This is a genomic window from Hymenobacter crusticola, from assembly GCF_002154225.1.
Taxonomy (GTDB): Bacteria; Bacteroidota; Bacteroidia; order Cytophagales; family Hymenobacteraceae; genus Hymenobacter; species Hymenobacter crusticola.
The window spans coordinates 652167-665837 of the sequence record NZ_MTSE01000002.1 but is presented as its reverse complement, the minus strand read 5'-3'; the positions used below and the strand labels follow the sequence as shown (position 1 = coordinate 665837).

At 50.4% G+C, this 13671-nt stretch carries 12 protein-coding genes and 1 pseudogene; 11 read left to right on the top strand and 2 right to left on the bottom strand.

All coding sequences use genetic code 11. The features are described from left to right. Window positions 1-48: 48 nt before the first annotated feature. Window positions 49-1401, bottom strand: a complete 1353-nt coding sequence (locus BXP70_RS06050; RefSeq protein WP_245849519.1) for a cytochrome c3 family protein — start codon at window positions 1399-1401, stop codon at window positions 49-51. A 336-nt stretch (window positions 1402-1737) separates the two neighbouring features. On the opposite strand from BXP70_RS06050, the pseudogene BXP70_RS31010 reads away from it, so the two are divergent. The 7 genes and pseudogenes from BXP70_RS31010 to priA all read left to right on the top strand — a co-directional run. Next, a pseudogene (locus tag BXP70_RS31010) lies at window positions 1738-1794 on the top strand (hypothetical protein); the annotation flags it as partial. Window positions 1795-1807: 13 nt separating this feature from the next. Next, window positions 1808-2185, top strand: coding sequence for a 30S ribosomal protein S6 (gene rpsF, locus BXP70_RS06045; protein ID WP_086593117.1), 378 nt, complete (start codon window positions 1808-1810; stop codon window positions 2183-2185). Window positions 2186-2189: 4 nt separating this feature from the next. Then, entirely contained in the window at window positions 2190-2441 is a 252-nt protein-coding gene (rpsR, locus tag BXP70_RS06040; protein ID WP_086593116.1) for a 30S ribosomal protein S18, read from the top strand. A gap of 104 nt (window positions 2442-2545) precedes the next feature. Then, window positions 2546-2989, top strand: coding sequence for a 50S ribosomal protein L9 (gene rplI / locus BXP70_RS06035; protein ID WP_086593115.1), 444 nt, complete (start codon window positions 2546-2548; stop codon window positions 2987-2989). A 221-nt stretch (window positions 2990-3210) separates the two neighbouring features. Continuing rightward, window positions 3211-5034 carry a GSCFA domain-containing protein gene (locus BXP70_RS06030; RefSeq protein ID WP_086593114.1) on the top strand — a complete coding sequence of 608 codons (1824 nt, stop codon included), beginning with the start codon at window positions 3211-3213 and terminating at the stop codon, window positions 5032-5034. A 59-nt stretch (window positions 5035-5093) separates the two neighbouring features. After that, a complete protein-coding gene (locus BXP70_RS06025; protein WP_086593113.1) occupies window positions 5094-7127 on the top strand; it encodes a thioredoxin domain-containing protein in 2034 nt (677 codons plus the stop codon). An 82-nt stretch (window positions 7128-7209) separates the two neighbouring features. Next, a complete protein-coding gene (gene priA / locus BXP70_RS06020; RefSeq protein ID WP_086593112.1) occupies window positions 7210-9747 on the top strand; it encodes a replication restart helicase PriA in 2538 nt (845 codons plus the stop codon). Window positions 9748-9816: 69 nt separating this feature from the next. Here the strand turns inward: priA and BXP70_RS06015 are convergent, their stop codons facing one another. Further along, window positions 9817-10443, bottom strand: a complete 627-nt coding sequence (locus BXP70_RS06015) for a hypothetical protein (RefSeq protein WP_143436386.1) — start codon at window positions 10441-10443, stop codon at window positions 9817-9819. Between the two features lie 322 nt (window positions 10444-10765). Between BXP70_RS06015 and BXP70_RS06010 the strand changes: the two genes are divergently transcribed. From BXP70_RS06010 to BXP70_RS05995, 4 genes are all read left to right on the top strand, one after another. Further along, window positions 10766-11560, top strand: coding sequence for a class I SAM-dependent methyltransferase (locus tag BXP70_RS06010; RefSeq protein ID WP_086593110.1), 795 nt, complete (start codon window positions 10766-10768; stop codon window positions 11558-11560). Window positions 11561-11634: 74 nt separating this feature from the next. After that, window positions 11635-12867 (top strand): S-adenosylmethionine:tRNA ribosyltransferase-isomerase, encoded by a 1233-nt coding sequence (locus BXP70_RS06005; protein WP_086593109.1) that lies wholly within the window; start codon window positions 11635-11637, stop codon window positions 12865-12867. A 133-nt stretch (window positions 12868-13000) separates the two neighbouring features. Beyond that, window positions 13001-13216 carry a hypothetical protein gene (locus tag BXP70_RS06000; protein WP_086593108.1) on the top strand — a complete coding sequence of 72 codons (216 nt, stop codon included), beginning with the start codon at window positions 13001-13003 and terminating at the stop codon, window positions 13214-13216. A 92-nt stretch (window positions 13217-13308) separates the two neighbouring features. Then, window positions 13309-13620: a hypothetical protein gene (locus BXP70_RS05995; RefSeq protein ID WP_086593107.1), complete on the top strand. Its 312-nt coding sequence runs from the start codon at window positions 13309-13311 to the stop codon at window positions 13618-13620. Window positions 13621-13671: the final 51 nt, after the last annotated feature.

The following is a 13671-nucleotide window of genomic DNA, read 5'->3' as shown; positions in this document are numbered from 1 at the left end:
TGAAGGAGCTAAATCTTAGTTCTTAGCTCCTTCATCATTCCTATTAACCTAGTAGTGGCATTTTGAACACTCAGTACCACCGTTAGAAGACACAGTGAAAGGTGCAGCGCTGTTGGCTTTGTCATGCAGCTTTACAAGGTTGTTGTAATAGCCGTTACCTTTCGTGTTAAGTGGGGTTTCACGGTGACAGTTGATGCACCAGCCCATCGTTAGCGCTGAGTACTGATATACCACTTCCATGTTTTGAATAGGACCGTGGCAAGTCTGGCACTCGATGCCGCCAACCTGAGTATGTTGTGAGTGATTGAAGTAAGCTAGGTCAGGCAAGTTGTGAATACGAACCCATTGGATAGGTTGCTTCTTCTCAATAGCGCGATATATTTTCCGAATCTCAGGCGACTCCGTTTTAATCTGCGAGTGGCAGTTCATACAGATGTTTGCCGAAGGAATGTTTGCGCTTTTGCTCTTATACACACTAGTATGGCAATACGCGCAGTTGATCTGATTTGTACCGGCATGCAGCTTGTGTGAGAAGGCAATTGGCTGTGTTGGCTGATATCCCTGTGTTAGACCTACTCCCATCGCTGCTTGCACAGATTCGTAAAGAATAGCTAGCACGAATACTGTCAATGCTACACCACGTACAGCGTTAGACTTATAAATTTTCGAGTAGTCGAAACGGCTTTCGAGTAATTCAACGTCACGACCATCCAAATCTTTACGACCACGCAATACATCTTTCATGATGTTAGCGATAATGACAAGCGTCACTACCAGCACTATCAGCACAACTACTAAAACGATCAAAAGAACGTTGACGTACTGTCCAGCACCAGAACCGTCACTGGCAGCAGCACCATCTTTACCGTCAGCTTGAGCGGCATTACCAGCACTTACTCCCCCGGCGGTTTGTTGGCTGCTTTTGCCACCTTCAGCATCGATATACGCAACAATGGAGGTGATTTCAGCATCCGAGAGTTGGAAGCTCGGCATTTGCTGTTTCTGATATTGATTGAACAGCTTAACAGCATATTCATCGCCACTCGCTACGACTTTGCTCGAGTTCTTTACCCATGGAATGATCCATGAGATAGGACGGCGCTTCGAGATGTCTTTCAGCGCGGGGCCAACAACCACATCATTGACAGCATGGCATTGAGCACAATTGCCTTTGAACAAGGCGTCGCCAGCAGCAACAGCGGCTGCATCACCACCACCGGTGGCTGGCGAGGCTCCGGCAGTAGCGCCAGGAGCAACTCCTTCTTTGCTAACACCCGGAGCAGAACCCACGGCTGTTGTACCTGAAGCTTGCTCTTGGGCCATAGCATTACCTAGGCCAGCAAACGTTAGAAACAACGCAAGAAAGAGATGAGAAAGAGAACGTAGTCGGATGCTATCCATAGCACAAAAAGACTGAAGAAAAGAAACGCACAGGTGCTCCAAGGCCACAAATGTAGGTCGTGAATCGCAGACCACAAACCTAGTTCAGGTAATTTTCACGTATTGGATCTTGCTTAGAAACATTCTAAAATGCATAGTAAATACCTGTTTATTCAGGTACCTGCATAGATGAAGCAATGCTTATTATATTAGTATTTAACAAAATGCATTGATTTATCCAAACTCATTATCTGCGAATTACCAAGATAATTGCACTAAGTATGTACTAGCATGGCATAGCTGTATGATAAACCTTATCCTAATTGATTGTGAACTATTTAAGCTTCGGTGCTTGTCATGAGAAATGAAAATGGTATCTTTGCCGCCTCATTTAGTTTTTCACTCTTAACATATTTCATCCCGTCTAATGGAAGTAAGAAATTACGAGACGGTCTTCATTTTGACCCCCGTGCTGAACGAGGCTCAGGTGCAAGAGACGATCGAGAAGTTCTCGCAGGTGCTTAAGGAAAATGGCGCCGAAATTATCAACACTGAAAACTGGGGCCTCAAGAAACTGGCCTATCCGATTCAGAAAAAATCAACTGGATACTATCACCTAGTTGAGTTTACTGGCTCAGGCAACATTGTCGACCAGCTTGAGGTGGCATTCCGCCGCGATGAGCGTATCATTCGGTTCTTGACTACGGTGCTTGATAAGCATGCAGTAGCTTATAACCAGCGCCGTCGCAATGGGGAAATGAACCAGCAGAAAGCCCAGAAATCATCTGAAGCCGTAGCCCAGTAAAGAGATGAGCCTAGCCAACGAAAAAATCCACAAGCAGGATACCCGCAAGAAATATTGCCGTTTCAAAAAGAACGGTATTAAGTACGTTGATTACAAGGACCCAAACTTCTTGTTGAAGTTTGTGAACGAGCAAGGCCGCGTATTACCACGTCGTATCACTGGTACTAGCTTGAAGTTTCAGCGCAAAGTAGCTCAAGCAGTAGCAAAAGCTCGTCACTTAGCTTTGATGCCTTACGTAACTGATTCGCTGAAATAGAAAGATTAGTATTGAGCAGTTGGTATTGTGCAGTGAGGCAGCCGGGGTAGCCCTACTGTTTTTACTCAATACTTACTACTCACTACTCAATACTATAGAAAGACATGGAAGTAATTCTGAAAGACGACGTAAAGAACCTAGGCTACAAGAACGATATCGTGACGGTAAAACCTGGGTATGGCCGTAACTACTTACTGCCACAAGGCCTGGCTGTTCTGGCTGATAAGGCCAACAAGAAGATCGTAGCCGAAAACGTACGCCAAGCTGCTCACAAAGCAGAGAAAGTGAAAAACGACGCACAGTCAATTGCCAATCAGATTGGTGATACAGTGCTGGAAATTCCTGCTAAAGTAGGTGAGACGGGCAAGATCTTCGGTCGCGTAACCACGCTGCAAATTGCTGATACTCTCAAAGCAAAAGGAATAGAAGTTGATCGTAAGCGTATTTCTTTTGATCAAGATCCTACTACTGCTGGTGAATACACTGCAACTATCAACCTACACAAAGAAGTTAAGCACCAAATTCGCTTTAACGTCGTAGCAGAGTAAGTTGCTATATTTGCATGAAAAGCCCGACCACGCTTGTGGTTGGGCTTTTTTGTTGAAATTGTAGACTCTTATTTTTCTACGAAGATTACTGATAATACAATATCTCACGTAATCAGTAGATTAGTTGACTAAGAGAATAGCTTGGCCCAATTTCTTGGTCGTACGCACGGAGTTCAGTAGGTTGCTTGTTCCTTGTCTAGTCGCGGCCATATTTAGTTAGAATGTTTCGCACCGAGATTCCTTTTATTGCACACCCGCAATTGCTGCCTGCATCAGCACGCGTCCTTACTGTGGGCTCTTGCTTCTCCGACACAATCGGTAAGCGCCTTCTTGATGCGAAAGTGCAGGCCTTGGTTAACCCCTTTGGTACCTTATTTAATCCTTTATCAGCGTGTAAGCTACTTCGGGCCGCTGCTGGTGAAGAGTTAGATTGGCAACAACATCTGGTAGAAGCAAGAGGCCGGTGGCAAAGCTTCGATTTGCACGCTTCTATCGGTGCTGACTCCCCAGTAGATTTGTTGCAGCACATTCAGAGGCTAGTGCAGCAAACTGGCGACTTTTTGCGCACTGCCGATGTAGTTATTCTTACCCTAGGCTCTGCTTTTGTTTATCGTCTTTTGGAAACACAAGAGTTGGTGAGCAATTGTCACAAGGTTCCTGCTGACCGCTTCGACCAAGAACTCTTGACGCCGGATGAGATCATCAATGCTGTAGCGGAAACACACGCATTTTTACGGTTGCAGAATCCCAAGCTACGCTTCATTCTGACAGTGAGCCCCGTTCGTCATCTGAAAGACACACTGCCGCTTAACGCAGTGAGCAAGTCCGTGTTGCGCGTAGCTTGTCACTACTTAAGTGAATTGTTGACGGATGTAGCCTATTTCCCGGCTTATGAACTATTACTCGACGACTTACGCGATTATCGTTTTTATGCGGCTGATATGCTGCACCCATCGGAGGTAGCAGAGAATTATATCTGGGAGCGATTTACCCGCACTTATTTCGATAGCGACTTTGGTCGTTTTCAGAAAGAATGGATGTCGGTCCAACAGGCGCTTGCTCATCGTCCTCTGTACCCAGGAGCACCAGAGCATCGGCAGTTTCTAGAAAGTACACTTGCCCGCTTGCAACGACTAGCAACCCAGGCTGATCTGCGTGCTGAGATTCGCGACGTGGAACAGCGTTTACGGTCTTTGCCAGTTCCGAAACCTGTAGCAGCACCTGAGCTAGAAGAGGACGGTGAGGAACGTATTGACATTGGCCAGGTGCCATCAGAAGTAATCGTTCCTTTGATCACAACCGACGAAGCTGACGAAAATACTGAAGATGACGAGGCAGAAGCGACAGAAGAAACAGCAACTATAGTAGAGGATGTGCAGGCGGAAGAAGCTGCACCATTGCCTGCGAAAAAGAAACGTCGCTCGCGGGGTGGAGCTAAGCGTACTGCTCGCAAAAAGGCAGCACAGTTGGCAGCATTAGCCGCGACAGAGCTACCATTGTCTGTAGATTCTATAGAGGAAGCAAGCTCGACAGAACCGACGCCTAACGCTGAGGAGGTCCACAACTCCTCAGACCAACAGCCGGAAGAAATTAACATCCTAGCTCTAGTTCCTGAGGTAGATCCTGCTCCTGCTGAATTGTTGGAGGAAAGTACATTACAGCCCGCATCAGAACCGGAGGCTGTTGGAATGCCTGCATTAGCAGAACCTACTACCCCTATGACAGCAACGCCGAAAGTGCGAAAAGGGCGCACCGCAGGTCAAATATTAAAAGCAAAAAGTGGCCGTAAGTCAGCAAAGGCTACGGTTAGTACAGTGCCGAAAGCACCAAGGGCCAACTCTGCACCACGTCCATCTCGTCGTAAGGCGCCGACTGAGGAGCCAACAGCGCCAATTGTTGAAACCCCTCTTGTTACCCTACCGGAGCCAGTTCCCGAACCGAAGCCAGTAGAAGTGCCCGAAGCTCCAACAACGGCTAATAAGCGCCGTGGTCGTCCGCCTCGCAAGTCAGCCGCTAAAACTGACGAACCAACTCCTACTATATAAATCGAAACCCGGCAGCCTTTGCCGGGTTTTGTTTTTACCAGCTAACCTCTTTTTTCCCGATGTCTGACTCTGTGCCTGCTTTCACGAACCATTTGGTGGACCAAACCAGCCCTTATCTACTACAACACGCTCACAACCCTGTGATGTGGTACCCGTGGGGGAAAGAAGCCCTAGGCCGTGCAAAAGCAGAGCAGAAGCCTATCTTGGTAAGCATCGGCTATGCTGCTTGTCACTGGTGCCATGTGATGGAGCGCGAATCTTTCGAAAACACGCGAATTGCGGACGTGATGAATCAGCATTTCATCTGCATCAAAGTAGATCGGGAGGAAAGACCAGACGTTGATCAGATATATATGGATGCAGTGCAAGCTATGGGCGTTCAAGGAGGTTGGCCTTTGAACGTATTTTTAACGCCTGAAGCGAAGCCCTTTTACGGAGGCACCTACTTTCCGCCTCGCAACTGGGTACAGCTACTGACAAGCATTGGGGAAGCTTACCAAGGTGAGCACCGCGCTGAGCTAGATGAATCAGCAGAGCAATTCACGCACGTTTTACGCGCCAGCGACTTAGAAAAGTATCGTACCACTGGTACTGCCCCTAGCTTATCCGAAGACGAGTTTCGGCTTTTGCTCAGCAACCTAGAGGTGCGCTTTGATCGAGACCTAGGTGGGATGAACCGGGCGCCAAAATTTCCTATGCCAAGCATCTGGCGCTTTCTGCTGCGCTGCCATGCACTGACGGGCCAACCATCGGCACTTGATCAAGTAGTACTCACCCTTCAGGAAATGGCGTGGGGCGGTTTGTACGACCAAGCAGGCGGGGGCTTCGCACGTTATTCCGTTGATGCCGAGTGGCTAGTACCCCACTTCGAAAAGATGTTGTATGACAATGGACAGCTCATAAGCCTCTACGCCGAAGCATACCAAGTAACGAAGAAGGAGCTATTTAAGGAAGTTGTATACGACACAATACGCTTTGTAGAGCGCGAGCTGACTAGTCAAGAGGGCGGATTTTATTCGTCGCTAGACGCAGATAGTGAAGGCGAGGAAGGTAAGTTCTACGTGTTTACCAAAGAAGAGCTAGGTGCGTTACTTGGCGACGAAGAGGCGCTTTTCTCTGCTTATTATAATTGTACGAGCCTAGGTAACTGGGAGCATGGACGCAATATTCTGCATCGGCGGCAGACGGATGCGGAATTTGCTGAAGAGCACGAGCTAACTTCGGCAGTAGTCACCCAACTAGTGCGTGAATGGAAGCAAAAGCTGATGGCTGCCCGGGCTGAACGCACTCGTCCGGGGCTCGATGATAAGATTCTGACTGGTTGGAATGCGTTGATGCTGTCAGGGCTAATTGATGCTTATCGCGCTTTCGAAGACGCTGCTTTTCTGGAGCTAGCGCTACGTAATGCAACATTTGTTCAGCAAAACCTTCGCAATGGCGCTGGCCTATGGCGTAACTATAAAAATGGCCGGGCTACTATCGCAGGCTTCTTAGAAGATTATGCCTTGGTCATTCAAGCCTTTTCGCAACTCTACGAAGTTACTTTCGATGAGACATGGCTGCGGGAAGCAACGACTTTGACGGAATATGTACTAACAAATTTCTTTGACCCGCAAGAAAATCAGTTTTTCTATACCGATGCGACCGGTGAGGTACTCATTGCGCGCAAGAAAGAACTCTTCGACAACGTGATACCTAGCTCCAATTCGGTGATGGCGCACAATCTGCACCGGCTAGGTCTGCACCTAGAAAACACCCAGTACAGCGACCTAGCCACCATAATGCTTCAGCAGGTGCAAGGATTAGTGGTGAAGGAGCCACAACATCTGACAAATTGGGCTTCGCTGTACGCAACTCTACTGAAGCCAACGGCTGAAATTGCTATTGTAGGGCCCGAGGCGGAAAATATGCGCCGGGAGCTACAGCAATATTTTCTGCCGAATGCTGTAGTAGCTGGAACAACTTCTGGCAGTGACTTGCCCCTGTTGCACCAACGGACGGCTTTAAACGCTCAGACTACCCTTTATGTGTGCTTTGATCGTGCCTGTCAGCAGCCGGTGCACACCGTTGCCGAGGCCCTAGCACAGCTGTAAGCACACCCTAGCTGAAGCACGCCATTCCAGTTACCGGGTCCTTCGTGTTATCTTTACGGTTCGCCCGACAGTATTTCCTCCCTTGAGCCTCTCTTTTGACTTTGCTTTGCCGGAAACGACGGCGACAGACCGCATCACGCTTTTCGTGGATGTGATTCTGCCGTTGCCGTTGCCGAAGCTCTACACTTACCGCGTGCCCTACGAGATGAACGACGAAGTCGTGATTGGCGGACGGGTAATCGTGCAGTTTGGGGCAAAAAGAACGCTTAGCTGTATTGTGGCGGCAGTCCATGAGACGCCCCCAGCGCAATACCAAGCCAAGTACATTCTGGAGTTTATTGACGACGCGCCAGTAGTCACACAGCCACAGCTGAAACTATTTCGCTGGATGGCCGACTATTATATGTGTACCCTAGGTGAAGTAATTAATGCGGCATTGCCCTCAGCGCTGAAGCTTAGTTCCGAGTCGCGTATTCAGCTGCATCCCGCGTTTGTGCCAGAGGAAAACCCCTATCCACTGTCGGAGCAAGAGGAGCGCATTATTAGCATCTTATCGTCGGAAGAAGGAAAGTCGTTGACTTTCACAGAAGTAGGCGAGTTACTCGGCATCAGCAGCTTTCACAAGGTGATCAAGAGCTTGATGCAGAAAGATGCCATCTTCTTGTTTGAGCACCTAGCCGATAAGTACACCCCGAAAGTAGTGAAGAAGGTGCGGCTGGCTCATCACTTCATAGAAGAAGACGCGTTGGAAGAGCTTTTCCAAAAGCTAGCTCCCAAGCCGAAACAACTGGATGTGCTCATGCGCTATTTGCAGCGCGTGCCTGTTTATCAGAACATTCACGCCAACCAGCGCGGTCTGGAAAAAGCGTATCTCACCAGCAGCCCACACCTCTCCCCTTCTGCCGTCAATACGCTTATTAAGAACGGCGTGCTGGAACAGTTCGACGTGATTGTGTCGCGTTTTCCGTTGGATGACGAGCCTGAAGCGAAGCTGCACTTCACATTGAGCGAAGCCCAAACGGCCGCCCGGGATGAAGTGCTCAACCACTTTGGGCAGCGAGACATTGTGCTGCTGCACGGAGTAACGGGTGCTGGCAAAACCGAGATTTATATCGACCTCATCCGCAAAGCGCTGGACGGAGGCGGGCAGGTGCTGTACTTACTGCCCGAAATTGCGCTTACTGCGCAGATCGTAACGCGTTTGATGCGGGTGTTTGGCTCCCGCCTAGGTGTTTACCACTCCAAGTTCTCCGACAACGAACGGGTTGAAGTGTGGAACGGTGTGCTCTCGGGCCGCTTCCAGGTAGTAGTGGGTGTGCGTTCGGCCGTTTTTCTGCCCTTCGACAACCTAGCGCTGATCATCGTCGACGAGGAGCATGAGTCGAGCTATAAGCAGTATGATCCGGCTCCGCGCTACAATGCCCGTGAGGTAGCGCTGATGATGGCCAACTACCAAGGCGCTAAAACGTTGCTCGGCTCGGCGACACCTTCTGTGGAAACGTACTATCAAACGCGCGCCGGGCGCTACGGCCTAGTCTCGCTTACCAAGCGGTTTGGGGAAGCAGGCCTACCCGAGATTGAGCTAGTGGATACGCGCAAAACTCGGGAAGCGAAGAAGATGCATAATCACTTCACGCCCGAGTTGCTGACGGAAATTGAAACTAAGCTTAGCTTGAAGGAGCAAGTTATCTTATTCCAGAACCGGCGAGGCTACTCCCCTTTCATCAACTGCTTGGATTGTGGGTGGATTCCGAAGTGTAAGAACTGCGCTGTTAGCCTCAGCTATCATAAGCACAGCCACGAATTACGCTGCCACTACTGTGGCTACGCGGATCGGATGCCGGTAGAATGCCCAGCGTGCGGCTCGCGCAACTTGAAAACAGTGGGCTTTGGTACGGAGAAAATAGAGGATGACCTCAAAATCATGTTGCCCGCTGCCAATGTGCAGCGCATGGACCTCGATACTACCCGCGCCAAAAATTCCTATCAACAGATCATTAGCGACTTCGAGAACCAAACAACGAACGTGTTGGTAGGCACGCAGATGGTAACGAAAGGATTAGACTTCGCCAACGTGAGTTTAGTAGGCATCATCAACGCCGACAGTATTATTCACTATCCCGACTTCCGAGCCCACGAGCGCGCTTTCCAGATGTTTGTGCAGGTAAGTGGTCGCGCCGGGCGCAAAGGCAAGAAGGGAAAGGTAATTATCCAGACCGGCGACCCACAGCAGGTGATCTTTGACAAGGTGATTCGTAATGATTATCTGGAGTTCTACGAATACGAAATCACTCAGCGTCGCGAATACGGATTCCCGCCGTTTATGCGGGTGATCCGACTCACTGTGAAGCATATGGACCAGGGAGTCGGTGAGCAAGCGGCCATTCTGCTTACGCAGGAGCTAGTCGAAAGGCTAGGCCGGGAGGCAGTGCTAGGTCCGGAGGCGCCTTATATTTTCCGCATTCGCAATTTCTATTTGCAGGAAATCACCATCAAGCTCGATCGAGAGCACACCGTACTTAAGCAGGCCAAGATTCAGATCTGCGAAGCGATGAACGTGGTCAAAGATCAGAAGGAATTCAAGCAGGCTCGCTTGGTGGCCGATGTTGACCCAATGTAACTAGCTGGCTAATAACAAAACGCCCCACCATCTCAGTGATGGTGGGGCGTTTTGTTATGTTATAAGCGCCTATATCTCATCCAAGAGACCAAGGATGATGAGTACAACACCAATAATGGCGATTATACCACCTAATAGGCCAAATATCCAGCTGATACCGCCTAGAATTGACACTAGCAAACCTATTAGCAACAAGATAATGCCCGTACGAAGGTTACCGCTTAGACGCTTAGCATCAGCCGTTTCGCTCTTCTGCTTGATTTGCATCTTGCTAGCTAGCTTATCGGCCTTTTTCATCACCTTCTGTACCATCGCTTTCTGCACTAGATTCAGCTTTGCAGTTTTGGTAGGCTTCGCAACTTCGGCTTTGGCAACAGCAACAGCAGGTGTGCTGGGCGCTACAACTTGGGCAGAAGCAGTAGTTGAAGCTGGTTGAGCAGCTACTACTGGTGCAACTTGAGCCGAGCTAGCTTCTGTAACCGGGGCTGCAACTGGAGCAGCTTCTATAATAGCCGGAGCCACTGCCTCGGGGGCAACGGGTGCTACTGCTACTGCCCGCGTTGTAGCGGTGCCGTGGTACGACGACGTCTTGGGCAGCATCGCGTACTCCGCGCGATTACAGCTCGTGAGTGATGCGGCAAATAGAACTGCCGACGTCATGTAGCCAAGCCATTTAGTGTGGATTTTTGGCATCATAAGGAAGAGTTTGAAGGTGGAAAAAGAAAATGAACAGTGGCCTATACGCGTAAAAGTACAGGTTGGCCGGAGTTCATGGTATTAAAAATGCAGGAATTTAGATTATCTCGCTCTTGTTCAGAAGGCTGACTGTTAGACAAACCTATGGGTGCCTTCAAGGGCAGCTCTTCCGTAGAAAGCTTGCGCTATCGCTTTGCTTTTTTAGCTTGCGAATACAAGTAAAGCTAGCTCCGGTGCGTTGTAGCCGTGAAGGTGAGGCCATTGCCGAACCCTTCTCCAACAAGTGATGTTTGGTTTGGAGGCTTGTAGTGAATACTTACCTATGCATTGCTCTTCCCCTTTTTCAAAGCTTTTATTGGTTCCCGGCATCTTGCTGCTGCAGGTAGCCTGCACACCGCCGCCCACTGAAAGTAGTGCCGCTTTTGCCAATGATCAGCCCCGTATCGAAACGGTCAGCGACTCTACTGGCTACGAGTTGCGCCCCGCTACTGATCCAAATGGCATCAGCAAGTATTATCATGGTCGGCAGATTGCGCACGTGATGGGCCACGAAGGAGCTGGCTGGCTGGAACGCGCCGACCGGGGCGAGGAAGAGGGCACTGCTGTTCTACTGCGGGAGCTTCAACTTAAGCAAACCGACGTCGTTGCTGATATCGGCGCGGGCACGGGCTACTTTTCTTTCCGCATTAGTCCACTCGTGCCGAAAGGCAAAGTACTAGCCGTGGATATTCAGCCCGAGATGATTGCTGCTTTGCAGCAGAACAAAGTGCGGAAAAAGGCCAGCAACGTGGAGCCAGTGCTAGGTACCACGCAAGACCCCAACCTACCCGCCGGGGCCGTCGATGTAGTACTCATTGTGGACGCGTACCATGAGTTTGATCATCCGCGTGAGATGATGCGCGCCATCAGGAATTCGCTTACCCCAACCGGCCGGGTAGTACTAGCGGAATATCGGGCCGAAGATCCGGAAGTTCCGATTAAGCGCATTCACAAGATGAGCATCGAGCAGGCCCGGCAGGAAATGGCTTCGATCGGACTGGAGTTCGATAAGAACGTGGAAGTGCTTCCGCAGCAACACTTGCTGTTTTTCCGGAAAGCCGGTCAGAACAAGCTGTAGGCGTACCTAGGTTGCCCGCTTAGGAAGTAACCTAGCCTTGTGCCGGGGTGCAGCCTAGCTCGTACCTTTGCATCATGTCTGCTGCTATCGACCCGCGTCACCTTTCTATCCACGATTTCACTTACCAACTGCCGCCCGCGCGCATTGCCGCCGAGCCACTCCCCAACCGCGACCATTCACGCCTACTGGTGTGGCGTAGCGGGCAAATTATCGACCGACATTTCTACGACTTACCTGCCGAGTTGCCAGCCGGTTCGCTGCTCATCTTCAACGATACGAAGGTGGTACGAGCCCGGCTATTTTGCCAAAGGCCGACGGGTGGTATAGTCGAGCTCTTCTGCTTGGAGCCCGTGGCGCCTCATCGCGCTATCGAGCCTGCCATGCAGCAAACAGGTAGTTGCGTTTGGAAATGCTTGGTTGGCAACGGCAAGCGTTGGAAAACTGGCCCGGTGACCCTAGCTTTCAACGCCGACGGGCAGCCCGCGGTGCTTACCGCTGAGCGCCTAGAAACCGGCGAAGGCTATGCCTTGATTCAGTTCTCGTGGACGCCAGATGCCCTACCCTTTGCGGAGGTGTTGCGAGCAGCAGGGCATCTGCCGCTTCCTCCCTACCTAAACCGCGCGGATACCGACGTGGATGCCATTCGGTATCAAACGGTATACGCGGCGCACGAAGGGGCCGTGGCGGCTCCTACAGCTGGTTTACATTTTTCTGAAGCAGTCTTCACCGACCTAGCTTCTCGTGGCATTTCCACCGCCCAAGTGACCCTGCACGTAGGAGCTGGCACTTTCCAACCGGTAAAAGCCGACCAGATGGCAGGCCATGCCATGCACGGCGAGCCCATTAGTGTAGAAGCTAGCTTGTTACGCCAGCTAATGACGCACACTGCGGGGCCCGTTATTGCAGTAGGCACAACTAGCCTTCGAACCTTGGAGAGCCTGTACTGGCTGGGCGCGCTGTTGGTACAGAACCCAGCCGCCGACTCGATGGATCTACACGTAAGCCAGTGGCAACCCTACGAGGACCGGCCGCAGCCTTCTACTGCCGAAGCGTTGCAGGCACTTCTTGCTTATTTGGAGCACAAAGAGGCTGATGGCCTACAAGCTACCACCCAGCTACTGATTGCGCCGGGTTACCGATTTCGGGTGGTGCAAGGCCTTATCACCAATTTTCATCAGCCAGAAAGCACCTTGCTGCTACTAGTTGCTGCGCTGCTTGGCCCTGAGTGGCAGCGCGTATACGACCACGCGCTTCAGCACGACTACCGATTTCTGAGCTACGGCGACAGTTCTTTGTTATTACCCTAGGTTGAGCTGGTTGCCGTAGACGAAAAGCTAGCTATATCCTTAGCTAAGACGCCGTTACTCATAGCTTCTTCATGAGGAGTGGGAAATATTCGATCCAGTAAGTTGAATCATCCACCAAAACCTCATTTCACTCATGAAAAAAGCAAGCTTGTTCCTCGCCATGGTAATTTGCTCGGTTGGCGCCTTTGCCCAGAGCGAAACTAAAGTAGAAGCAAAAGGAGCGCACGGCGCCAAAATGGAAAAGAAGACGGAAGTGAAGGCGGATGGCACTACCAAAATGAAGGCAGAGCACAAAGGCGGTAAAAACCACGAGGGCAAGATGAAAAAAGAAGTGAAATCGTCGATGTAACGGGGCGCCCTTCTATGGCCGCGGCAAACACAACCATTTCTGTGGGGTGCGTATAAGGCCCTAAAGGTTCTCTCCCTTAGTCTAAAACTTCTATGAAAAAGTCACTCTTGCTACTCGCTGCAGTAGCCTTTTCGACCGCTGCGTTTGCGCAGACGACGACCACTCAAAACGAAGCTACTGGTGCCAAAACCACGACGACCGTACGTGACAATGGTACTGTGAAAGTAGAAAGCCGCACGGGCCGCACCAAGGCCGGTGAGAAAATTCACAACACGAAAGAAGAAGCCGAAGTAACAGGCAAAAAAGCTGGTCACGCTGTAAAAAGAGGTGCTCAGAAAACTGGCCACGCTGTGAAAAAAGGCGCGAAAGCCGTGAAGAACAAAGCTGAAGACGTAGTAGATTAATCTATTTCGCCGCTTATCGAAAAGCCCCGCCAATACCTTGGCGGGGCTTTT

Bases quoted from the DNA above. Each gene is read 5' to 3' on its own strand.
- BXP70_RS06050 (WP_245849519.1), bottom strand. From the start codon at position 1,401: ATGGATAGCATCCGACTACGTTCTCTTTCTCATCTCTTTCTTGCGTTG.
- rpsF (WP_086593117.1), top strand. From the start codon at position 1,808: ATGGAAGTAAGAAATTACGAGACGGTCTTCATTTTGACCCCCGTGCTG.
- rpsR (WP_086593116.1), top strand. From the start codon at position 2,190: ATGAGCCTAGCCAACGAAAAAATCCACAAGCAGGATACCCGCAAGAAA.
- rplI (WP_086593115.1), top strand. From the start codon at position 2,546: ATGGAAGTAATTCTGAAAGACGACGTAAAGAACCTAGGCTACAAGAAC.
- BXP70_RS06030 (WP_086593114.1), top strand. From the start codon at position 3,211: ATGTTTCGCACCGAGATTCCTTTTATTGCACACCCGCAATTGCTGCCT.
- BXP70_RS06025 (WP_086593113.1), top strand. From the start codon at position 5,094: ATGTCTGACTCTGTGCCTGCTTTCACGAACCATTTGGTGGACCAAACC.
- BXP70_RS06015 (WP_143436386.1), bottom strand. From the start codon at position 10,443: ATGATGCCAAAAATCCACACTAAATGGCTTGGCTACATGACGTCGGCA.
- BXP70_RS06010 (WP_086593110.1), top strand. From the start codon at position 10,766: ATGCATTGCTCTTCCCCTTTTTCAAAGCTTTTATTGGTTCCCGGCATC.
- BXP70_RS06005 (WP_086593109.1), top strand. From the start codon at position 11,635: ATGTCTGCTGCTATCGACCCGCGTCACCTTTCTATCCACGATTTCACT.
- BXP70_RS06000 (WP_086593108.1), top strand. From the start codon at position 13,001: ATGAAAAAAGCAAGCTTGTTCCTCGCCATGGTAATTTGCTCGGTTGGC.
- BXP70_RS05995 (WP_086593107.1), top strand. From the start codon at position 13,309: ATGAAAAAGTCACTCTTGCTACTCGCTGCAGTAGCCTTTTCGACCGCT.